This is a genomic window from Actinophytocola sp., assembly GCF_036378875.1.
GTDB lineage: Bacteria > Actinomycetota > Actinomycetes > Mycobacteriales > Pseudonocardiaceae > Actinophytocola.
This window is the reverse complement of the sequence record NZ_DASUVO010000098.1, coordinates 32,972-53,354: the sequence shown is the minus strand read 5'-3', so window position 1 is coordinate 53,354 and position 20,383 is coordinate 32,972. Positions and strand designations below refer to the sequence as shown.

The following is a 20,383-nucleotide window of genomic DNA, read 5'->3' as shown; positions in this document are numbered from 1 at the left end:
TGCCCGTCCTCACTTCAACGTCTGCAGTGTCGTCATGGCCATGTTGGTGGCCTCTTCGGCCATCTGACAGAGCTGGTCCTGTTTGAATCCACGACTGGCAGGAAACATTTGGACCCACAGGTACTGCCTATCAGCAACACCGACGGCTATGTCACAGCCCTCGTCTTCGACGTTTCGGAACTTGAACTTCGCGGCTGGAAAGCCTTGCACCGAGATGAGTTCAGAGTCGACGTTCCGGTTACCGGTCAGCCACTCCTCGACACCTTCGGTGGTCACGGCCAATGCGTTGTACTCGTAGAACGGCTCCCCGGCTTCCTTGGAGAGCACGCACTCCTTCATGCCCGCGAAGGCCTTGGACTCCGACTCACCGCTCTTCACGTCGTCAGCCAAGAGCTGCGCGCGCTGCTCGTCGGTGAACAGCGTGCACGGATCCAGGCCTTCGAGAGAGATGTCCCTGGGTCGGGGTGGGACCTCGACAGTAGGACCGGACGACGCACTTGTCTGTGGTTCCGAGTTGCTGGTTGCCGAGTCGTCCGGCACCGGAGTGGGTTGGCCTGAAGCGCTCGAAGTGCACCCAGCAGTCACGAGTACGACCGCCAGGGCAGCAAGAATCAACCGACTACCCACTGGTGTTTCCGAACGCCGCCTCGATCTCACCCTCCGAGATTCCGTAAGCGCGGGCCGTGTCGCCCAACTGAACAGCGAGCTTGCGGAGCCCGACGACATAGTCTGTGATGCGGCTGCGGTACGAGTCATCGTCGTTGAACAAGACCGCGTTCCACCCGTCAGTAATGCTGAGGCTGACTTGGTCATTGCCTGGGGGCCGTATCTCCAGGTCCCTTCGAACGTGCCTGGTGGCGTCGAACAACATTTCGGCTGTGGAGTCGATGATGCGGGCCGCGGCCAGGACGTTGTCGCGGCTCACTGTGAAGGTGCCGGACGTGATGCCTCTCGTGGCTTCGCCGAGCTTCTCGAAGGCTGCGTTGAAGCTTCCCATGTCCCCAGCGAGTTGCATCCCCGTTCGCTCCCCAACTGATCGTGACGATCTGGTCTCTTTCCGCAGGCTACCAACGCCGCGCAGGGCTCACCTGAACTTTGACGAAGAAGTGGTGCGACCGGTTCCGCTGATTGGCTGAAACCCCGTTACGGAAGGGTGACCTCGCCCTTGGCGGCGCGGGCGGCGATGTCGGTGCGGTAGTGGGAGCCGGCCAGGTGGACGTCCGTGACCTTGCGGTAGGCGTCCTCGCGGGCCGCGGTCAGCGTTGGGCCGGTGCCGACGACCGACAGCACGCGGCCGCCGGAGGACACGATCGCGCCGTCGTCGCGGCGGCGGGTGCCCGCGTGGAGGACGCCGTGGGCCTCCGCGCCCGCGATGACGTCGCCGGAGCGGATCGGGCCCGGGTAGCCCTCCGCGGCGATGACGACCGTGACCGCGTGGCCGTCGTGCCACTCCAGGGGTGGGTGGCTGGCCAGGGTGCCTGTGGCGACGGCGTTCAGCAGGCCGGCCAGCGGGGTGCGGAGCAGGGCCAGCACGACCTGGGTCTCGGGGTCGCCGAAGCGGCAGTTGAACTCGATGACCTGCGGGCCGTCGCTGGTGATCGCCAGGCCCACGTACAGGAGGCCGGAGAACGGGGTGTCGCGGGCGGCGAGCTCCTCGACCACGGGCTGGACGATCTTCGCCACGACGTCGTCGACCAGGCGTGATGGCGCCCACGGCAGTGGGGCGTAGGCGCCCATGCCGCCCGTGTTGGGGCCGGCGTCGTCGTCGCCGACACGCTTGAAGTCCTGCGCGGGCAGGAGCGGCACGACCGTGGTGCCGTCGACGAGGCAGAACAGCGACGCTTCCGGTCCGTCCAGGAACGATTCCAGCAGGACGGGGTGGCCGCCGTCGAGCAGCGTCATCGCGTGGGTGCGGGCCGCGGCGAGGTCGGTCGTGACCGCGACACCCTTGCCGGCGGCGAGCCCGTCGTCCTTCACCACCCACGTGGGGCCGAAGCGGCTGAGTGCGGCGTCGAGCTTCGCGGGGTTGTCGACGATCTCGCTGTGCGCGGTCGGCACGCCGGCGGCGGCCATGACCTCCTTGGCGAACGCCTTCGACCCCTCGATCCGCGCCGCCGCGGCAGACGGGCCGAAGCAGGCGATCCCGGCCGCCCGGACCGCGTCGGCGGCACCCGCGACCAGCGGCACCTCCGGCCCGATCACTACGAGGTCGGCCCGCCACTCCTGAGCGAGCGCGGCCACCGACGACGAAGTGGCGACGTCAACTCCGTAGGACTCGGCGACCGCGGCCGTGCCCGCGTTGCCAGGGGCGCACGCAAGCGCCGTCACCGCAGGGTCATGAGAGAGCGCGAGCACGAGCGCGTGCTCGCGCGCACCGGACCCGATCACCAGGACACGCACGAGCCAACAGCGTAGATGCCGGCACCGACGAGGGCTTCGCCAGGGCCATGACGTGCTGAAAGTGACGATTCAGTGCCACTTGGACACACGCGGCGCCAGCGGACGATGGACGCATCATTCGGCCCCGGAGTGACGAACCACGCAGAGCGCCTACCCACTGCGCGCGAAGCAGCCTTGATCATCGGCCTCGCGCGCGCGTTGCCCAACCCCCACCCCATCCCGGGGGCGTCCCGCCGTGCCAGTCTACCGGTGGGGGGTGACAGTGTGGTGCTTGTTGATCTTGGTTGTGGATAACTGGGGTGGTTGTGGATAGCTGGCCCGGCGGGGGTTCGCACCGGGCCAGCTATGCCAGGCCTGCTCGGTCTAATCCACGCCCAGTGCTTGGGCTGCGCCTGGGTGTAGTTCCACCGGGTCGGTTTCTACCGCTGTTTCGCGGTCTATGGCGTTCGCGGCCTTGTGGACCTTTGCCAGTTCGTCTTTCTTGTCGAAGATCAGTTTGGTGATCGCGCACGCGTTGCCTGCTGGGAAGTCCTTCGTCACCAGCAGCAGGTTGGGTACCACGATGGTGGGGATGTCGGCCGGCAGGCCGTAGGTTTCCGCGGGCAGCGAGCCCTCTTCGTAGACCTGGTTGATTTTCTTCAGGTCGTCGAAGAGGTCCATGATGTCGATGAACTTGACGTCCTCGCCCATCGAGGTGGTCAGGTCGGTCAGTTCCGGGGTCGGTAGGCCGCCTGACCAGAAGAGGCCGTCGATTTGACCCGCCTTCATCTGGTCGACCGTCGGGCGTAGGGCCAGGCGTTGGGCCGCCACGTCCGCCTCCGCGAGGCCCGCGGCCTTCAGTAGGCGGTTTGCGATTACTTCCGTGCCGGATTTGGGCGAACCGGTCGAGATCCGCTTGCCCTTCATGTCGGCGACGCTGTTGATGCCGCTGTCAGCTCGGACCACGACCTGTGTGTAGTTCGGGTAGATCCTTGCCAGCGCGGCTATGTCCTGCGGCTTTCCGTCGAACGACTCCTTGCCGTTCACCGCGTCCGCCGCGGTGTCGGCCAGTGCGAACGCGATGTCGTAGTCGCCGGCGACCAACTGTTGGATGTTCTGCACCGACGCGCCCGTTTCCGCGGCACTCGCCTTCAGTGAGGTGTTGTCGCTGATCAGTTGGGCCAGGCCGCCGCCCAGCGTGTAGTACACGCCGCCGGTGTTGCCGGTCGCGATGGTGATTCGGCCGCTCGTCGCCTCGCAGCTGTCGCTTGCCTGGCTCTCCGCGTTGTTCGTCTGCTTGCCGCCGCAGGCTGCTGCCACCAGACAAACAGCCAGCGCGGCGGACGCGATCCTCATGGCTCGCATCATTGGGCTCCTTGTTCTCTCGAGGCTCGGCGGCCGATCAGATGGACCACGACCGCCACCACAGCGAAACCGACGCCGATCGCTATCGACAGCGGTTGTAGGTAGAGCAAGAGCAGTGCGGCCGGCACACACAGCGCGCGTTCCGGCCAGCGCGCTGGGCCGAACAGCCAGGCACCGGTCACCACCGCCAGTGCGGCCACGCCCAGCGCGGAGACCGCCAGCACCCACAGGACCGTCACGAAGTCCTGCTGGAGCAGCAGCGCCGAGCCGTTGTCGCTCAGCACGAAGGCCAGTGGCACCAGGAAGGCGGGCAGCGTGTACTTCCACGTCTGCCACATCGTCTTCATCACCGACCCGCCGGTGATCGCGGCCGCCGCCACCGCCGCGAGCGCGGTCGGCGGGGTCACCTCCGACAGCACCGCGTAGTAGAAGATGAACATCGCGACCTCGGGCTGCGTCACCGAGGAGAACTCGGTCAGCGCGGGCGCGAGCACGACCCATGAGATGATGAACGACGCGGTCACCGGCACGGCCAGTCCGAGCACGCTCACCGCCACCGCCGCGAACACCGCCGTCAGCATCAGCGCCATCGTCTGGTTCAGCGCGAGCGCGTGTGCCGCGTCGACCAGTGCCGCCGCCAACTCCTGGCCCAGGCCCGTCTTGGTGATCGTCGACGTGATCACGCCCGCCGCCGCGCACACCGCGATCACCGGTAGTGCGCCGCGGATGCCTTCCGCCAGGGAGTCGGCGACCAGGCGCAGCCACGCGAGGAACGACTCGCCGCGCACCAGTTGGGCGATCAGCGCGAACAGCGCGGCGACGCCCGTCGCGTAGACGACCGCGGTGAACGGCGGGATGTCCAGCGCCAGGAACACCACGATGATCGCGAGCGACGCGAAGTGGTAGCCGCCCTGCTTGAGGATCTTCCACACGGGCGGGGTCTCGATGTCGACCGGCTTCGCGCCGAACCGCCGGGCGTCCGCCTCCACCGCGAACACGATGCCCAGGTAGTACAGGATCGTCGGGACGATGGCCCACATCAACACCGTCAGGTACGACGTCTCCAGGTACTCCGCGATGATGAACGCCGCGGCGCCCAGTGTCGGCGGCGACAGGATCGCCCCGATGCCGGACGCCGCCAGCAGACCGCCCGCGTTCTCCCGCGGGTAGCCAGCGCGACGCAGCATCGGCCAGGTGATCGCGCCCAGGCTGACCGTCGTCGCCGTGCCCGAGCCGGACACCGTGCCGAGCAGGAAGCCGGACAGCGCGGCGGTGCGTCCCGGCGCGGTGCGGGAGCGGCGGAACGCGGCGAAGCTCAGGTCCACGAAGAACGTGCCGGCGCCCGACGACGCCAGCACTGCCCCGTAGATCGTGAACAGGACGATGTACGTGGCGGCGACGTCGAGGGGAATGCCGTAGAACCCGCTCTGGTCGTTGTACAGCGCGTTCACGATCTGGCTGAAGTCGACGCCGGCGTGCGCGATGCCCCAGTTCTGCGGCAGGTAGCCGCCGTAGTACGAGTACGCGAGGAACACCAGGCACACGACCGGCAGCACCAGCCCCGTCGTGCGACGGGTCGCCTCCAGGATCAGGACCAGCAACAACGCGCCGGCGACGATGTCCGCTGTGGACAGGATGCCCTGGCGGTCCAGGAACGCGTCGTAGCCGCCGGCGAAGTCACCGCCACCGAACGGCAGCACCGGGTACAGACCGACCACGAGCGCGGCCGCCGCCAGCCCCCAGTCGAGTGGGCCTGGGGTGTCCGAGTCCTTGTTCCGCATCCGGTAGCAGAGGAACACCAGCGGCAGCGTGAGCCCCAGGAAGATCACCAGGTAGTACTGGTTGCCCTTGGCGAACGGCAGGAAGACCTGTTTGAGCACCAGCAGGGCGACGGCGATCGACGCCACCCACACGAAGTTCTCCCACCGGCCGGTCAGCCGGCGGGCGGGCCGCTCCTCGTCGTGCTCGCCGACCGCTACTGGCCGGTCGGCGTCCATGTCTTCCGTAGACCTGGTCACCATCGGCAACCTACCCGTCACCCGCGTCTGATGATCAGATGCGTAATCGGTTCGTCACCTTCTCCTCTGGTGGAGTTTCCTCAGGTCGGCAACTATCTGCACGCCCTGTACCTGAGGAGGAGATAGTGAGCTCGAAGTTAACGCGCCTGGCCGTCATGGCGACGGCCGCGCTCGCCCTGGTCGGTGCGGCACCCGCGACCGCGGACCACACGCCGGCCACCCACGACAGCTTCACCATTGTCGGCCACCGGGGTGCGTCCGGCTACCGGCCGGAACACACGCTGGCCTCCTATGAGCTCGCGGCCAGGATGGGCGCCGACTACATCGAGCCCGACCTGGTGATCACCAAGGACGGCGTGCTGGTGGCCCGGCACGAGCCGGAGATCGGCGGCACCACCGACGTGGCGAACCACCCGGAGTTCGCGAGCCGCAAGACCACGAAGTCGCTGGACGGTGTGCAGGTCACCGGCTGGTTCACCGAGGACTTCACGCTCGCCGAGCTGAAGACGCTGCGGGCCAAGGAGCGCATCCCGGACATCCGCCAGCGCAACACGATCTACGACGGCCGCTACCAGGTCCCGACGTTCCAGGAGGTCGTCGACCTGTCGAAGCGGCTCTCGCGGGAGCTGCGCCGGGAGATCGGCATATACCCGGAGACCAAGCACCCAACGTACTTCCGCAAGCAGGGCCTCGCGCTCGAGCCGAGACTCGTCGACGTGCTCAACCGCAACGGGCTCAACCGGCCGAACGCGAAGGTGTTCGTGCAGTCGTTCGAGGTGTCCAACCTGATCGATCTGCACCGGAAGCTGCGGGTGCCGCTGGTGCAGCTGACCTCAGCGACGGGTGCGCCGTTCGACTTCGTTGACTCGGGTGACCCGCGCACGTACGCCGACATCGTGTCGGCGGCCGGCCTGCGTGAGGTGGCGAAGTACGCGAAGGGCCTCGGTCCCGAGAAGAGCCAGATCATCCCGAGGGACGCGGCCGGGTTCCTGACCACGCCGACGCCGCTGGTGACCAACGCGCACCGGGCCGGCCTGAAGGTCCACCCGTACACGTTCCGCGCCGAGAACCAGTTCCTGCCGGCCGACTTCCGCTCGTCGACCGTCCCGTCGGCGTATGGCGACCTGTTCGCGGAGATCGCCGCGTTCCGGGCCGTCGGCGTCGACGGCCTGTTCACCGACAACCCCGACATCGCGGTGGCCCAGGAGCAGCTGGCCGCGGCCTGAACGCACTGAAGGACGCCTTCCTCACCGCGAGCGTGAGGAGGGCGTCCTTCAACGCATGTCAGCCGAGCATCGAGTGGCGCACGATCGTCTGGTCGCGGCCAGGGCCCACGCCGATGGCCGAGAACCTCGCGCCCGACAGCTCTTCCAGCCGTTCCACGTACGACTTCGCGTTCGCGGGCAGCTCATCGAAGCCGCGGCACTCGGAGATGTCCTCCCACCAGCCCGGCATCTCCTCGTAGACCGGGGTGGCGTGGTGCACGTCGGTCTGCGTCATCGGCATGTCGGTGACGATCTCGTCGTTCACCTTGTACGCCACGCAGATCGGCACCCGGTCCAAACCGGACAGCACGTCCAGCTTGGTCAGGAAGTAGTCGGTGATCCCGTTGACCCGAGCCGCGTATCGGGCGATCACGGCGTCGAACCAGCCCGTGCGGCGCGAGCGGCCGGTGGTCACACCGAACTCGCCGCCGGTCTTGCGCAGCCGCTCACCCATCTCGTCGTGCAGCTCGGTCGGGAACGGTCCGGAGCCGACACGCGTGGTGTAGGCCTTGAGGATGCCGATCACCGTCGTGATCCGGGTCGGGCCGATGCCGGAGCCGGCCGACGCGCCGCCCGCGGTCGGGCTCGAGGAGGTCACGAACGGGTAGGTGCCGTGGTCGACGTCGAGCAGCGTGCCCTGTGAGCCCTCCAGCAACACGCGCTCACCGCGTTCGAGGGCCTGGTTCAGCAGCAGCCGGGTGTCGGCGATGCGGTGCGCGAACTTCTCGCCGTACTCCAGCACGGAGTCCACGACCTGCTCGGGGTCCAGCGCGTTGCGGTTGTAGACCTTGACGAGGATCTGGTTCTTCACGTCGAGGGCAGCCTCGACCTTCTGCCGCAGGATCTTCTCGTCCAGCAGGTCCTGCACGCGCACGCCGACCCGGGAAACCTTGTCCTGGTAGGCGGGGCCGATGCCGCGGCCTGTCGTGCCGATCTTGGCTTTGCCGAGGTACCGCTCGGTGACTTTGTCGATGGCGACGTGATAGGGCATGATCAAGTGCGCGTCGGCGGAGATGAGCAGACGGGACGTGTCCACGTTCCGTGCCTCCAGACCCGCCAACTCGGTGAGCAGCACACCGGGGTCGACCACGACACCGTTGCCGATCACATTGGTCACGCCTGGCGTGAGGATGCCCGAGGGGATCAGGTGAAGAGCGAAGTCCTGCCCGTCAGGGAGCACCACGGTGTGGCCGGCGTTGTTGCCGCCCTGGTAGCGGACCACCCACTGGACTTGCTCACCCAGCAGGTCGGTCGCCTTGCCCTTACCTTCGTCACCCCACTGGGCCCCGATGAGCACGATGGCCGGCATGTGAGACTCCCGGATGTTCAACGGAATACGGATAGGCGAAATGCCGGTGATTGAGCGTAGACCAGGAGCTCTGGCGTGGGTGCACTAATACTCGGTTGTGGGACGGCCATCACCAGCGGTGACTGGCCAAAACTGGCCTCGAGCACGGGATCGCCGGTGCACGAGATCCCGGCCACACCCGGCAAGAACGACGTCGACCCGCTCGTGAAGGCCGACGACGTCACCCGCGTTGTCGTGCACGGCACCGACGCTGACCTGGCCGCGGTCATCCTCCGGCTCATGCGGCTCGAACGTCTGGACGAGCTCCCGGTCGCCTACGTGCCGGTGAACCGCCAGCGTTCGACGGTCGCCCGGCTGTGGGGCCTACCGGAGGACACCGTGGAGCTCGCGCTCACCGGGAGTGATCGTCCTCGGACGTTGGTCCGGGACGACGCGGGTGGGGTCCTGGTCGGCCTCGGCGTGGTCTCGCCGGCCCATGGGACGGTGTACTGCGACGACACGGTCGCGCTGCGTGGCGACGCCAACCGCATCGAGGTGACCCCGAGCCAGGCCGGCGTGTCGGTGCGGGTCGTGCGGGGCCGGCTGCGGCGCCCGACGGTGTACGAGGGCCGCGCGGTCCAGTTCGGCGTCGACGCGACCTATCCGGTGCGGGACGGCGTGACCCATGCGCGGCCCATGACCCGCTGGACGTGGTACCGGCACACGGACGACCTGCGAGCGGTCTTTTAAACTTTGGTAACGCTTTGCCGCGAGGCAACTTCTGTGCGCGACAGTCAGATCCATGAACCCTGCACGCACGTTCCGATCCCTGTTCGCCCTCCTGGTGTTACTGCTCGCGCTCGCGGTGGCCCTTCCTGGGGCGGCGAGCGCGACCCCACCCAACATCCCGTCCGAGGCAACGGCTCGCACCGAGCTCGCCGCGCTGACCGTGAGGGCAGACGGTTCCAGTAGCGGCTACTCGCGAGACCTGTTCCCGCACTGGAACACCGTCTCGGGCACCTGCAACACGCGGGAGACCGTCCTCAAGCGGGACGGCACGAGCGTCGTGACCGACTCGGCGTGCGCGTCGACGTCGGGCAGCTGGTACAGCCCGTACGACGGTGCCACGTGGACCGCGGCGTCCGATGTGGACATCGACCACGTCATCCCGCTGGCGAACGCCTGGCGCACGGGCGCGTCGGGCTGGACGCAGGCCCGCCGCACGCAGTTCGCGAACGACCTGACCAACCCGCAGCTGATCGCCGTGACGGACAACGTGAACCAGTCGAAGAGCGACCAGACCCCGGCGACGTGGAAGCCGCCGAGGACCGCGTACTGGTGCACCTACTCGAAGATGTGGGTCCACGTGAAGTACCGCTACTCCCTGACCGTGAACTCGGCGGAGAAGTCGGCACTGACGTCGATGTTGGACTACTGCTGATCCGTTTGGCCCGCACCGAAAGTCGGCAATCTCCGTACGCCATTGCCCTCCTGATCGCCGGTACCGCAGAGTCGGGGTGATCAAACCGAATACCGAGGAGGCGCGATGTCGGGGAAGGCTTTTGGTGCCTCGTTACTGCTCGCCGCCGGGATCCTGGTGGGGCCCGGCGGCGGCACGGCGAACGCGATACCACCGGGAATCCCGTCGGCGGAGGTGGCCGGTACCGAACTGGCCGCGCTGACGGTGGCCCCGGACGGCTCGATGGACGGCTACGACCGGGACAAGTTCCCGCACTGGCACACCGTTTCCGGCGCCTGCAACACGCGGGAGACGGTGTTGCAAAGGGACGGCGACGGCGTTGAGGTGGGCGACGACTGCGCCGCCACATCGGGCAGCTGGACCAGCCCGTACGACGGCGACACGTGGACCCAACCGTCCGATGTGGACATCGATCACATGGTGCCGCTGGCGGCGGCGTGGCGCTCCGGCGCGTCATCGTGGACCACGGCGAAACGCGAGGCGTTCGCCAACGACCTGGACTCCCCACAGCTGTGGGCGGTCACGGACAACGTGAACCAGGAGAAGGGCGACAAGACCCCGGAGTCGTGGAAGCCGCCGCTGGAGTCGGAGTGGTGCCAGTACGCGCGGGCGTTCACACACGTGAAGTACACCTACGAACTGACGGTCAAGCCGGCGGAACAGGATGCGCTGGAGGAGATGCTGGCAACCTGCTGAACGCCACCTGGCGCAACGCGGCGGCAGGATCGGTGGGCAGCGCCAGACGATGTAGCCGTCCGGCCGGATGAGCGTGCCGGAACTCGTCCGGTCGGATCTCGTCGACCTGCTCGGCGGACATCACTGTCCGCATTGGACTCCGCCCACGCGGCCTCGGGCGGAATCGCGGCCGGCAAACCAAACGGCTGATCGCGCCGTAGAAGTAGCCCAGCCCCCACCCGATCCCGGGGGCGGCCCCGGTGCCATTCTACCGGTGGTGGCCGACAAAACAGCTGGCCGGCGCGGGCTGTGGATAACTTCTTCGGGCAAGTCGACCATTCGCGGGTTTCGCTTGGTGGGTTGCCTGCCGCGCGGGCCACGAACGGCGCGTTCGGGGCATTCGTTCACGGCACCGACACGCAGCCGGGTCTACGCCCCGAAACCCGGAAACAGGCGATGCCGCCCTCCGAGAGCGGAGGGCGGCATCGTGTCGAGCTGTCTCAGGCCAGGCCCAGATGTCCGGGGGCCTCCGGGTCGGAGTCGGCGAGGAACTGCTTGCAGCGCTCGTACTCCTCGGTCTCCCCGATCGCCTGTGCCGCGCGGGAGAGCGCGGCCAGCGCACGGAGGAAGCCGTGGTTCGGGCGGTGTGACCACGGGATCGGGCCGTGGCCCTTCCAGCCGGCTCGGCGGAGTTGGTCCAGGCCGCGGTGGTAGCCCGTGCGGGCGTACGCGTAGGCCGCGACCGGGTTGTTCTCCGTCAGCGCGAGCTCGGCCAGTGCGGCCCAGCCCTCGCTGAAGTCCGGCCACTCGGTGACCACTTTGGCCGGTTCCGTGCCGGCCTCCAGGGCTGCCTGCGGCTCGGGCCGGTCGGGCAGGTGGGTGGCCGGCGGCCCGCCGAAGAGGTTCTCCTGCAAGGTCATGGTCAGCCCGCCAGCATCCGGCCGGCCGACTTCAGGTGCTCACACGCCTGGGTGACGCGGGAGGCCATGCCCTGCTCGGCGGCCTTCAGGTACGAGCGCGGGTCGTAGGCCTTCTTGTTGCCGACCTCGCCGTCGATCTTCAGGACGCCGTCGTAGTTGGTGAACATGTGCGAGACCACGGGGCGGGTGAACGCGTACTGCGTGTCCGTGTCGATGTTCATCTTCACGACGCCGTACGACAGCGCCTCGTGGATCTCCTCCAGCAGCGAGCCGGAACCGCCGTGGAAGACCAGCTCGAACGGCTTGGCACCGGCCGGCTGGCCGAGCTTCTGCGCCACGACGTCCTGGCCGCGCTTGAGCACGTCCGGGCGGAGCTTCACGTTGCCCGGCTTGTACACGCCGTGCACGTTGCCGAAGGTCGCGGCCAGCAGGTACCGACCACGCTCGCCGGCGCCGAGGGTCTCGACCGTCTTCACGAAGTCGCCCTCGGCCGTGTACAGCTTCTCGTTGATCTCGTGGGCGACGCCGTCCTCCTCGCCGCCGACGACGCCGATCTCGACCTCGAGGATGATCTTCGCCTTGGCGGTGGCGTCGAGCAGCTCGGCCGCGATCGTCAGGTTCTCGTCCAGGTCGATGGCCGAGCCGTCCCACATGTGGGACTGGAACAGCGGTTCCTTGCCGGCGGCGACGCGTTCCTGGGAGATGGCGATCAGCGGCCGGACGAAGCCGTCGAGCTTGTCCTTCGGGCAGTGGTCGGTGTGCAGGGCGATGTTGACCGGGTACTTGGCGGCTACGACGTGCGCGTACTCGGCCAGGGCGGTCGCGCCCGTGACCATGTCCTTGACCTTGGTGCCGGAGGCGAACTCGGCCCCACCGGTCGAGACCTGGACGATTCCGTCGCTCTCGGCCTCCGCGAAGCCACGAAGGGCCGCGTTGAGCGTCTCGGAAGAGGTCACGTTGATGGCGGGGAATGCGAACTCGTTCGCCTTGGCCCGGTCCAGCATCTCCGCGTAGACCTCGGGTGTGGCGATGGGCATCGGTACGTCCTCCTCATGGCTGGCAGGGCCGTCTGCCCGATCCTACGAGCACGGACTCGCGGCTCAACGGGAGGATGACCGATTCAGAAGCGGCAGACCCGGCATCTGGCAACAGCACGTCGAAGCGGTGAGGTAATCGCCGAGAGCAACGACATCAGGGTGGCCGAGGGCAGCCCGTACTTCGGGTCAACCACAAGGAAACCAACGTGCAGGCAGCACGAATGGTCCTTTCGTGCACCCGGGGGCCCCCCGGTTTCCACGCTACTGGTGAGCACCGACGGAAATGGGCCGGTGGGCGGCACGAAAGGACCGTTCGCTCGAGGTCGGCTCAGACCAGTGCCGGGGCCAGGCTTCGCAGTACGGACAGCTTGTCCTCGTTCAGCACCTGCAACGCCACCTGGTCGGCGCCCGCCGCGAGGTGGGCCTCGACCCGCTCGCGGATCGTGTCCTCGTCACCCCACGTGATCAGCGCGTCGACCAGGCGGTCGCTGCCGCCGTCCGCGAGGTCGGACTCCGAGAAACCCAGACGTAGCCAGTTGTTCGTGTAGTTCGGCAGGGACAGGTAGAAGTTGAGCGCCTTCCGTGCCAGCGCCCGCGCCTCCACCGGGTCCGTCGCCAGGACCACCTTCTGCTCCGGCACCACCAGCTTTCCCTCGCCCACGATCTCCCGCGCCTGCGCGGTGTGTTCCGGGGTCGTGAAGTACGGGTGCGCGCCGGCGGTCCGGTCACGGGCCAGGCCGAGCACCTTGGGGCCTAGCGCCGCCAGCACCCGGTTCGACACCGGCACGCCGGCCTCGTCCAGCCCGTCCAGGTAGCTCACCAGCTTGTCGTACGGCTTGGTGTAGCGGTCACCGACCAGCGGCCGGTGGCCCACACCGATACCCAGCAGGAAGCGGTCCGGGTACGCGGCCGCCACCCGCTGGTAGGCGGACCCGGCCGCCGCCGGCTCCGCCTCCCACACGTTCACGATGCCCGTCGCGACGACCAGGGACGTCGACGCGGCCAGCGTTGGCTCGGTCGTGGACAGGTCGGCCGGCGGGGAACCGCCGAGCCACACCGTGCCGTAACCCAACCGCTCCAGCTCGGCCAGCACCTCCGGGTCCCTGAACCCGGCCCACCCCGCGTGGTCCCAGACGCCGAGCCTGCTGATCGCCATACCGCCTCCAGTTGTCTTCGATACTTGTCGAAGACAACTGTGCCACCGGGCGGCTAATTCCCGATCGGCGTGCCGACGGACTGGACCCGCTGCGTGCCCGCCCGGGTGCGGAACGACCTCGCCCAGCTCAGTGCGCTCGCCGGGTCGGCCTTGTTCGCCAGGTAGTACCAGTCCATCTGCGTACCTGCCGGGGTCACCTCCAACACCGAGGCGCCGTGGGAGTCCAGCTCGACGTACTTGATGTGCCGGTTCAGCGCCCGGATCGCGGTCTCCAGCGCCGGCGACACGCTCCTCGGCGGCACGCCCAGGATGTCGTCGATGTTGTCCGAGGTCACCGACGTGCACACGAACTCGGTCGCGACCGACGGCGACAGCGGGTACAGGCCGGCGTCGCGCGGCACGTCGCTCGCCCACGAGGAGTGGATGTCGCCGGTCAGGAACACCGTGTCGCGCACGGTGTTGCCGGCGAGCGTGGCCAGGAGCCGGCGCCGGTCGGCCGCGTAGCCGTCCCACTGGTCGGGGTTGATCGAGAGCCCCTCGGACGGCAGGCCCAGCAGCTCGGCGAGCGGACCGAGCAGGTCGGGTGACAGTGGCGGCAGCTGGAACGGGGCGATCATCACCGAGTTGCCGACCAGCTTCCACTGACCGCCGCTCGTGACCAGGCCGTTCTCCAGCCACGCCATCTGCTCGGCGCCGACGATGGTCCGGTTCGGGTCGTCCGTGCCGCCGTTGCCGATGCCCACCTGCTGCGACCGGTAACTGCGCAGGTCGAGCATGAACAGCTCGGCCAACAGGCCGAAGCGCAGGCGCCGGTAGATCCGGTCGGCCTGGTTACGCACGGGCATCCACTCGAAGTACGCCTGGTGGGCGACCGCCTTCCGGGTGGCGTAGTCACCTTCGGTCCCCGGCGTGTGGTTCTCGGCGCCGCCGGACCACGCGTCGTTGGCGACCTCGTGGTCGTCCCAGGTGGCGATGAACGGGACCGCCGCGTGCAGCCGTTGGAGGTCCGGGTCGGACTTGTAGTTCGCGTGCCGGAGGCGGTAGTCGGCGAGCGTGAGCACCTCGCGGGGCGGGTCGTGTGGCCGCACGGCCTCGCCGTTGAAGTCGCCGGCGTACTCGTACAGGTAGTCGCCGAGGTGCAGCACGGCGTCCAGGTCACCGCGCTCGGCGAGGTAGCGGTAGGCGGCGAAGTACCCCGCCGGGACGTTCGAGCAGGACACCACACCGAAGCGCAGCCGGGCGACGGCCGCGGACAGCGCGGGCGCGGTACGGGTCGTGCCGGTGCCGGACACCGCGCCGGCGAGCCGGAAGCGGTAGTGGTAGGTCGTCGCCGGGCTCAACCCGGTCACGTCGACCTTCACCGTGTGGTCACGGCCGGGGCCGGTGTTCACCACTCCTGATCTCACGATCGTGGCGAACGCCGCGTCGGTGGCGACCTCCCACGTGACGTCGACCGCGGGGCCAACGCCGGAACCGGGGGTCGCGTCGGGGGTCGGGGTGACACGGGTCCACAGCAGGATCCCGTCGGGAAGCGGGTCACCGGAAGCGATGCCGTGGGCGAAGACAGGCTCGGCCGCGCTGGCCACCGTCGCACCGGCGGTGACCACCCCGGCGCCGATTACCACCCCAGCGGCGCCTACTCGCAGTACCGATCGACGGTCGTACGTCTGGTCCATGCACCGATCCTGGCGACACCCAGGGGTGTGACATACAGCCATTTTGCGTAAACATCACGTGCACAGTTACCAACTACTGAAAGTAAGTTACTGGTGGTAAGTTCGGGTCATGCGCAAGATCAGGGGAAAGGTCGTGCTGGTCACGGGCGCTGCCCGCGGCATCGGCGCCGGCGTGGCTCGGGACCTGGCCGCCAAGGGCGCGAAGGTGGCGCTCGTCGGCCTGGAGGCTGACGAGCTGGCCGCGGTGGCGAGGGAATGCGGACCCGACGCCGGCGCGTGGGAGGCGGACGTCACCAGCTGGGCCGACCTGGAGAAGGCGACGGCCGAGATCGTCGCGCGGTACGGCCGGATCGACGTCGTGCTGGCCAACGCGGGCATCGCGGCCACCGGCTTCACCCGGTCGATCGACCCCGCAGCGTTCGAGCGCGTGATCAACGTGGACCTGCTCGGGGTCTGGCGGACCGTCCGCGTGACGCTGCCCCATCTGGTCGAGTCCGGGGGCTACGCGTTGCTGGTGTCCTCGGCGGCCGCGATCGTGCACCTTCCCGGCAACGCGGCGTACTCGGCGGCCAAGGCCGGGGTGGAGGCGTTCGCGAACTCGCTGCGGGCGGAGGTCAGGCACCTCGGCGTGGCCGTCGGCGTCGCGCACCCGACCTGGATCGCGACCGACATGGTCAACTCGGCCGACGAGCACCCGGTGTTCGGCAAGGTCCGCGGCAGCACGGGCGGCGGGATCAACAAGACCTATCCGCTCCAGGTGGCCGTCGATCTCATCTCCGCCGGCATCGCCAGGCGGGCCAGGGTCGTCCACGTGCCCCGTTGGGTCGGTGTGCTGAAGCTGTTCCGCGCGCTCGTCCCACGAGTGGTCGAGTGGCAGGCACGCAAGCTCGTGCCAGCCGCGGACGAGGCGGCACTGGCCGACATCGCCCGACGCGGCGCGGTCGCCTCGAGCCTCGTCGGCCCCGGCGCGGAAGCCGCCGCCCGCCGCGAAGGTGCGCTATAACCAGCGCTATGCCCTCGCGCCGCGGCAAGATCAGGATGAGCCCCGAGGAGGTCGCCGCCTTCCTCGCCGAAGGGAAGGCGGCGAACTTCGCGACGATCGGACCCAACGGGCGGCCGCATCTGGTCGCGCTCTGGTACGTGCCGCACGGCGACGTGATCGAGACCTGGACGTTCGCCAAGTCGCAGAAGGCCGCCAACCTGCGCCGCCTGCCGCAGGCCACGATCCTCGTTGAGATGGGCGACGTCTACGCGAAGCTGCGTGGCGTCTCCATGGAGTGCGACGTCGAGCTGGTCACCGACGCGGAGCGGATCGCCTCGATCGGCCAGCAGCTCATGAACCGCTACAGCCCGAACGAGGAGGTCGCGGCGTCAGCCGGCCAGTTCGTGCGGTTGCAGGTACCCAAGCGGGTCGGTCTGATCTGCCGGCCGACCAGGATCGTGAGCTGGGATCACGCGAAGTTAGCAGGCGACTACTGAACGGTCCCCACTGAACCGAGGACCAGCTTCCACTCGTTGATCAAGCGTGAGGCCGCCACACCATCCACTGTGTACGGGTCGTCCGCCAGCAGCTGATCCAGTTCGGCGCGATCGGCGACCTGGTAGATCGCGAAACCCGCGGAGTCGTCCACCCACGGGCCGGCGGCCCCGACCTTGCCCTGATCGACCAGTTCCTGCAGGTAAGCGCGGTGCCGGGGCCGGCTGTCCGCCAGCCTGTCGTGATCGTCGACGTACCTTGTCTCTACCGTGAACCAGGCCATGCACGAACGTTACAGACGGCCTGGGGAGCAGAACGGTAGGGTGCGCCTGTGCCTGGGGAACTGAGTGCGGAACGCAGCGTCGAGCGGACGCTCGGTCATCTGCGTGCGATCGACACCGGCAGCTTTCCCGTGCCCACGGCACAACCGGCGCCGCTGACACTCGAAGATCTCTACCGCACGCACCGCATGCGTCTGGTTCGGCTCGCGCTGCTGTTGGTGGACGAGCCGGGGACGGCGGAGGACGTCGTGCAGGAGGCGTTCACCGGCCTGCACCGCAACTGGGGAAACCTGCGGGACGCGGCCGCGGCCGTCGGCTACCTGCGGACCGCCGTGGTCAACGGGTCGCGGTCGGTGCTGCGCAGGCGCAAGACCGCCCGCGAGTACACGCCACCGCACCAGGTCAACGCGCGATCGGCGGAGAGCCTGGCGATGCTGACGGCCGAGCACCAGTCGGTGGTGCGCGCCTTGTCGCAGCTGCCGCCCCGCCAGCGCGAGGTGCTCGTGCTGCGCTACTACGGCGATCTGACCGAGGCGGAGATCGCCGAGGCCGCCGGCATCTCGAAGGGGACTGTGAAGTCCACCGCAAGTCGCGCACTCGACGCGCTGCAAAAGATCATGCGCGGGCCTAACTGACGAGGACAAGTCGGAACGAGCCGGCTCCACTGCCCTCTGCGGGAAGCCGCCGCCGGCAAGGTTTCGACTTGTCCTCGGTACTTGCCTGCGAGCGATTTTTCACCTAGTCGCGCCCAGGAACCGTTAGGCAATAACATGCTCAGCTTGTTATATTGTGAATAATCCCCAACCTGTTCAGAGGGGCTATGGTATAGACCAATAGCGTCAGTGTTCGAGGGGTGAGGTATGAGTTCGCAGCTCATCACGGGGGGACGGGTGGCCACGCCGGAAGGCGTGCTCGACCCGGGTTGGGTGCTGATCGAGGAAGGCCTGATCAACGCGCTCGGCAGCGGTGAGCCGCCGGCCCGGCCGGACGCCACCGTCACCGACGCGTCCGGGAGCTGGGTGCTGCCCGGCTTCGTCGACATCCACTGCCACGGCGGCGGTGGCGCGGCGTTCACCAGCACCGACCCGGAGCACGTCCGGCAGGTCGTCGACGCGCACACCGCGCACGGCACGACCACCATGCTCGCGAGCCTGGTCACCCGACCCATCCCCGAACTGGTCGAACAGGTCGCGGCGCTGACCGACCTCGTACGAGAAGGCCTTGTCGCCGGCATCCACCTCGAGGGTCCGTTCCTGTCCGCGGCCCGCTGCGGCGCGCACGACCCGGCCATCCTGATCCCGCCGGACCCGGTGTCAGTGGACGCGTTGCTGGCCGCCGGCCGGGGCACGATTCGGATGGTGACCGTCGCGCCGGAACTCGAAGGCGCGGTGCCGGCGGTGAAGCGGCTGGTCGACGCGGGCGTGATCGCGGCCATCGGGCACACCGACGCGCTGGCCGAGGACGTCGTGCCGGCGGTCGACGCGGGAGCGACCGTCGCGACCCACCTGTTCAACGGGATGCGGCCGCTGCACCACCGCGAGCCGGGACCGATCGGCGCACTGCTGGACGACGAGCGGGTGACCGTCGAGCTGATCTGCGACCTCGTGCACCTCCACCCCACGATCGTCCGGCTGGCCGCCCGCCACGCCGGGGTCGGCAGGACGGTCCTGATCACCGACGCCATCGCCGCGGCGGCGGCCGGCGACGGGACCTACGACATCGGCGGGCTCGAGGTGGACGTGACCGACGGCGTCCCCACGCTCGCGGGTGGCGGTTCGCTCGCCGGCAGCACGCTCACCATGGACGCCGCGTTCCGGAACCTGGTGCGCGGCTGCGGGCTCGGCGTGCTCGACGCGGTGACGGCCGCGTCCACGCGACCGGCGGAACTGCTGGGCCTCGGCGACGTGACGGGCCGGCTCGCCGCCGGCTACGCGGCCGATGTCGTACTGCTCGATGACAAGTTGATCCCGGTCTCGGTCATGCGACGTGGTGAGTGGGTAGCGTCTCCGGCGTGAGCGGAGCTTGCGGAGCGAACCATCGAACGCAGGGCGACCGCGAGCGGCGACACCGAGCCTGCGAGGGGTCGTCGGAGAGTGGAGCTTGCGGAGCGAACCATGGGTACGCCGCCGACGAGCGACGTCACCGAGCCTGTGAGGGAACGTCGTGAGCGGCGGCAGTGCGAAGGACCCGGAGAAGCTGCTCGCCGAGGCGCTGCGGGCGCAGGCCACCCGGGCGCCCGCGGACACCTCGCCGGTCGGCTACGGGTTGGTGTCCAGCGACCTGCCGGCGTTGCGGCACTCCGCGCCGAAGACGGAAGTCACGCGGCAGATCGTCCTGCCGCAGCTGGCGCCACGGCAGGTGCCGGCGGCGCTCATCCTGCTGTTGGCGCTGCTCCTCGGCCTGGCGTCCGGTGCGGTCGTAGGGCTGCTCACGCTCATATGAAGCTCGCGTACTCTTTGATGGCGTGACGACTGCTGCCGCCACCGTGCACACGATGCTCCTGCCCTCCTGGCTCGACCCGGAGGTCATCCTGCGCGGGATGGGCGGCTGGGCACTGGCCGTGCTCTGCCTGATCATCTTCGCCGAATGCGGGCTGCTGGTCGGCTTCTTCCTACCTGGCGACTCGCTGCTGTTCGTGGCGGGTCTGTTCGTGGCGACCGGGGCCATCGCGACGCCGCTGTGGGTGGTGTGCCTGCTGGTCACGGTGTGCGCGTTCGTCGGGAACGTGTGCGGGTACTGGATCGGCGCCAAGGCCGGACCCGCGCTGTTCAGCAAGCCCGACTCCAAGCTGTTCAAGAAGGAGTACGTCGACAAGACGCACGAGTTCTTCGACAAGTACGGCCCGAGGGCCATCGTGATGGCGCGGTTCGTGCCGATCGTCCGGACGTTCATCACCGCGATCGCGGGCGTGGGCCGGATGGACACGAAGAAGTTCTTCACCTACTCGGCCATCGGCGGCGTGCTGTGGGCCACCGGCATCACGGTGCTGGGCTACTTCCTCGGTGAGATCTCGTTCATCGAGAAGAACATCGACGCGATGCTGATCCTCATCGTGCTGCTCTCGATCATCCCGATCATCATCGAGGTCGTGAAGGCGCGCCGCGAGAAGAAGCGCTCAGCCGCTGCGGGCGACGCGCCCACGGAGATCATCGAGCGCATCTAACTGCCGGATTCGAGGGACGCGTGGCCTCCGGCCCCCGATCACCAGCCTACCGGTGGGCACCGACACGATCCGCGGTAATGATCATGCCTGTGGACAACTGGCTGCGCTGTGGACAACCCGGCCGCACGCGATCTTGACCGGCCGGCGTTGTCACAGCTGTCCGGTAGCGTTGAACCCGGGGGCCGGAGGCCGCCCCCGCTGTG

Annotated in this window: 21 protein-coding genes; 10 read left to right on the top strand and 11 right to left on the bottom strand. The window is 68.4% G+C overall.

Annotation, left to right across the window (positions count from 1 at the left end):
* Positions 1 to 9: 9 nt before the first annotated feature.
* From VF106_RS27780 to VF106_RS27760, 5 genes are all read right to left on the bottom strand, one after another.
* Positions 10 to 726 (bottom strand): DUF3558 domain-containing protein, encoded by a 717-nt coding sequence (locus VF106_RS27780; RefSeq protein ID WP_330842800.1) that lies wholly within the window; start codon positions 724 to 726, stop codon positions 10 to 12.
* Positions 620 to 997 (bottom strand): hypothetical protein, encoded by a 378-nt coding sequence (locus VF106_RS27775; protein ID WP_330842799.1) that lies wholly within the window; start codon positions 995 to 997, stop codon positions 620 to 622. Before VF106_RS27775 ends, VF106_RS27780 begins: the two co-directional genes overlap by 107 nt.
* Before the next feature lie 146 nt (positions 998 to 1,143).
* Entirely contained in the window at positions 1,144 to 2,400 is a 1,257-nt protein-coding gene (gene purD, locus VF106_RS27770; protein WP_330842798.1) for a phosphoribosylamine--glycine ligase, read from the bottom strand.
* A 363-nt stretch (positions 2,401 to 2,763) separates the two neighbouring features.
* Positions 2,764 to 3,735 (bottom strand): TAXI family TRAP transporter solute-binding subunit, encoded by a 972-nt coding sequence (locus VF106_RS27765; RefSeq protein WP_414639070.1) that lies wholly within the window; start codon positions 3,733 to 3,735, stop codon positions 2,764 to 2,766.
* An 8-nt stretch (positions 3,736 to 3,743) separates the two neighbouring features.
* Positions 3,744 to 5,741 (bottom strand): TRAP transporter permease, encoded by a 1,998-nt coding sequence (locus VF106_RS27760; protein ID WP_330842880.1) that lies wholly within the window; start codon positions 5,739 to 5,741, stop codon positions 3,744 to 3,746.
* Between the two features lie 176 nt (positions 5,742 to 5,917).
* On the opposite strand from VF106_RS27760, the gene VF106_RS27755 reads away from it, so the two are divergent.
* Positions 5,918 to 6,988: a glycerophosphodiester phosphodiesterase gene (locus VF106_RS27755; protein WP_330842879.1), complete on the top strand. Its 1,071-nt coding sequence runs from the start codon at positions 5,918 to 5,920 to the stop codon at positions 6,986 to 6,988.
* 58 nt (positions 6,989 to 7,046) lie between these two features.
* Here VF106_RS27755 and VF106_RS27750 read toward each other — a convergent pair whose 3' ends face one another.
* Complete coding sequence (locus VF106_RS27750) at positions 7,047 to 8,336, bottom strand: adenylosuccinate synthase (protein ID WP_330842796.1); 1,290 nt, start codon at positions 8,334 to 8,336, stop codon at positions 7,047 to 7,049.
* A gap of 75 nt (positions 8,337 to 8,411) precedes the next feature.
* Between VF106_RS27750 and VF106_RS27745 the strand changes: the two genes are divergently transcribed.
* From VF106_RS27745 to VF106_RS27735, 3 genes are all read left to right on the top strand, one after another.
* On the top strand, positions 8,412 to 9,065 hold the full coding sequence (locus VF106_RS27745; RefSeq protein ID WP_330842795.1) for a hypothetical protein: 654 nt from the start codon (positions 8,412 to 8,414) through the stop codon (positions 9,063 to 9,065).
* Between the two features lie 52 nt (positions 9,066 to 9,117).
* Positions 9,118 to 9,756, top strand: coding sequence for an HNH endonuclease family protein (locus VF106_RS27740; protein ID WP_330842794.1), 639 nt, complete (start codon positions 9,118 to 9,120; stop codon positions 9,754 to 9,756).
* Between the two features lie 105 nt (positions 9,757 to 9,861).
* Positions 9,862 to 10,491 carry a GmrSD restriction endonuclease domain-containing protein gene (locus tag VF106_RS27735; protein ID WP_330842793.1) on the top strand — a complete coding sequence of 210 codons (630 nt, stop codon included), beginning with the start codon at positions 9,862 to 9,864 and terminating at the stop codon, positions 10,489 to 10,491.
* Positions 10,492 to 10,970: 479 nt separating this feature from the next.
* Here VF106_RS27735 and VF106_RS27730 read toward each other — a convergent pair whose 3' ends face one another.
* From VF106_RS27730 to VF106_RS27715, 4 genes are all read right to left on the bottom strand, one after another.
* Positions 10,971 to 11,390 (bottom strand): DUF3151 domain-containing protein, encoded by a 420-nt coding sequence (locus VF106_RS27730; RefSeq protein ID WP_330842792.1) that lies wholly within the window; start codon positions 11,388 to 11,390, stop codon positions 10,971 to 10,973.
* 2 nt (positions 11,391 to 11,392) lie between these two features.
* Positions 11,393 to 12,427: a class II fructose-bisphosphate aldolase gene (gene fbaA, locus VF106_RS27725; protein ID WP_330842791.1), complete on the bottom strand. Its 1,035-nt coding sequence runs from the start codon at positions 12,425 to 12,427 to the stop codon at positions 11,393 to 11,395.
* A 328-nt stretch (positions 12,428 to 12,755) separates the two neighbouring features.
* Positions 12,756 to 13,583: an LLM class F420-dependent oxidoreductase gene (locus VF106_RS27720; protein WP_330842790.1), complete on the bottom strand. Its 828-nt coding sequence runs from the start codon at positions 13,581 to 13,583 to the stop codon at positions 12,756 to 12,758.
* A gap of 53 nt (positions 13,584 to 13,636) precedes the next feature.
* Positions 13,637 to 15,259, bottom strand: a complete 1,623-nt coding sequence (locus VF106_RS27715; RefSeq protein ID WP_330842789.1) for an alkaline phosphatase D family protein — start codon at positions 15,257 to 15,259, stop codon at positions 13,637 to 13,639.
* 109 nt (positions 15,260 to 15,368) lie between these two features.
* Between VF106_RS27715 and VF106_RS27710 the strand changes: the two genes are divergently transcribed.
* Both VF106_RS27710 and VF106_RS27705 read left to right on the top strand, forming a co-directional pair.
* Entirely contained in the window at positions 15,369 to 16,262 is an 894-nt protein-coding gene (locus VF106_RS27710; protein WP_330842788.1) for a short-chain dehydrogenase/reductase, read from the top strand.
* Positions 16,263 to 16,270: 8 nt separating this feature from the next.
* The gene (locus VF106_RS27705) at positions 16,271 to 16,738 is read left to right on the top strand and encodes a pyridoxamine 5'-phosphate oxidase family protein (RefSeq protein WP_330842787.1); all 468 of its coding nucleotides are present in this window, start codon (positions 16,271 to 16,273) and stop codon (positions 16,736 to 16,738) included.
* Here VF106_RS27705 and VF106_RS27700 read toward each other — a convergent pair.
* Positions 16,732 to 17,019, bottom strand: coding sequence for a YciI family protein (locus VF106_RS27700; protein WP_330842786.1), 288 nt, complete (start codon positions 17,017 to 17,019; stop codon positions 16,732 to 16,734). The two genes, VF106_RS27705 and VF106_RS27700, sit on opposite strands and share 7 nt — an antisense overlap.
* A 48-nt stretch (positions 17,020 to 17,067) precedes the next feature.
* Between VF106_RS27700 and VF106_RS27695 the strand changes: the two genes are divergently transcribed.
* The 4 genes from VF106_RS27695 to VF106_RS27680 all read left to right on the top strand — a co-directional run bounded on the left by VF106_RS27695 (position 17,068) and on the right by VF106_RS27680 (position 20,180).
* Complete coding sequence (locus VF106_RS27695; RefSeq protein WP_330842785.1) at positions 17,068 to 17,652, top strand: SigE family RNA polymerase sigma factor; 585 nt, start codon at positions 17,068 to 17,070, stop codon at positions 17,650 to 17,652.
* Positions 17,653 to 17,877: 225 nt separating this feature from the next.
* Complete coding sequence (nagA, locus tag VF106_RS27690) at positions 17,878 to 19,032, top strand: N-acetylglucosamine-6-phosphate deacetylase (protein ID WP_330842784.1); 1,155 nt, start codon at positions 17,878 to 17,880, stop codon at positions 19,030 to 19,032.
* A gap of 148 nt (positions 19,033 to 19,180) precedes the next feature.
* Positions 19,181 to 19,459, top strand: a complete 279-nt coding sequence (locus tag VF106_RS27685; RefSeq protein WP_330842783.1) for a hypothetical protein — start codon at positions 19,181 to 19,183, stop codon at positions 19,457 to 19,459.
* Between the two features lie 52 nt (positions 19,460 to 19,511).
* Positions 19,512 to 20,180: a DedA family protein gene (locus VF106_RS27680; RefSeq protein ID WP_330842878.1), complete on the top strand. Its 669-nt coding sequence runs from the start codon at positions 19,512 to 19,514 to the stop codon at positions 20,178 to 20,180.
* The last annotated feature ends 203 nt before the right edge of the window (positions 20,181 to 20,383 follow it).

What these genes read in the sequence shown, in the direction of transcription:
- VF106_RS27780 (WP_330842800.1), bottom strand. Translation starts at nt 726, where the DNA reads ATGTCGTCGGGCTCCGCAAGCTCGCTGTTCAGTTGGGCGACACGGCCC.
- VF106_RS27775 (WP_330842799.1), bottom strand. Translation starts at nt 997, where the DNA reads ATGGGAAGCTTCAACGCAGCCTTCGAGAAGCTCGGCGAAGCCACGAGA.
- VF106_RS27765 (WP_414639070.1), bottom strand. Translation starts at nt 3,735, where the DNA reads ATGAGGATCGCGTCCGCCGCGCTGGCTGTTTGTCTGGTGGCAGCAGCC.
- VF106_RS27760 (WP_330842880.1), bottom strand. Translation starts at nt 5,741, where the DNA reads ATGGACGCCGACCGGCCAGTAGCGGTCGGCGAGCACGACGAGGAGCGG.
- VF106_RS27755 (WP_330842879.1), top strand. Translation starts at nt 5,918, where the DNA reads ATGGCGACGGCCGCGCTCGCCCTGGTCGGTGCGGCACCCGCGACCGCG.
- VF106_RS27750 (WP_330842796.1), bottom strand. Translation starts at nt 8,336, where the DNA reads ATGCCGGCCATCGTGCTCATCGGGGCCCAGTGGGGTGACGAAGGTAAG.
- VF106_RS27740 (WP_330842794.1), top strand. Translation starts at nt 9,118, where the DNA reads ATGAACCCTGCACGCACGTTCCGATCCCTGTTCGCCCTCCTGGTGTTA.
- VF106_RS27735 (WP_330842793.1), top strand. Translation starts at nt 9,862, where the DNA reads ATGTCGGGGAAGGCTTTTGGTGCCTCGTTACTGCTCGCCGCCGGGATC.
- VF106_RS27730 (WP_330842792.1), bottom strand. Translation starts at nt 11,390, where the DNA reads ATGACCTTGCAGGAGAACCTCTTCGGCGGGCCGCCGGCCACCCACCTG.
- fbaA (WP_330842791.1), bottom strand. Translation starts at nt 12,427, where the DNA reads ATGCCCATCGCCACACCCGAGGTCTACGCGGAGATGCTGGACCGGGCC.
- VF106_RS27720 (WP_330842790.1), bottom strand. Translation starts at nt 13,583, where the DNA reads ATGGCGATCAGCAGGCTCGGCGTCTGGGACCACGCGGGGTGGGCCGGG.
- VF106_RS27715 (WP_330842789.1), bottom strand. Translation starts at nt 15,259, where the DNA reads ATGGACCAGACGTACGACCGTCGATCGGTACTGCGAGTAGGCGCCGCT.
- VF106_RS27710 (WP_330842788.1), top strand. Translation starts at nt 15,369, where the DNA reads ATGCGCAAGATCAGGGGAAAGGTCGTGCTGGTCACGGGCGCTGCCCGC.
- VF106_RS27705 (WP_330842787.1), top strand. Translation starts at nt 16,271, where the DNA reads ATGCCCTCGCGCCGCGGCAAGATCAGGATGAGCCCCGAGGAGGTCGCC.
- VF106_RS27700 (WP_330842786.1), bottom strand. Translation starts at nt 17,019, where the DNA reads ATGGCCTGGTTCACGGTAGAGACAAGGTACGTCGACGATCACGACAGG.
- nagA (WP_330842784.1), top strand. Translation starts at nt 17,878, where the DNA reads ATGAGTTCGCAGCTCATCACGGGGGGACGGGTGGCCACGCCGGAAGGC.
- VF106_RS27680 (WP_330842878.1), top strand. Translation starts at nt 19,512, where the DNA reads ATGCTCCTGCCCTCCTGGCTCGACCCGGAGGTCATCCTGCGCGGGATG.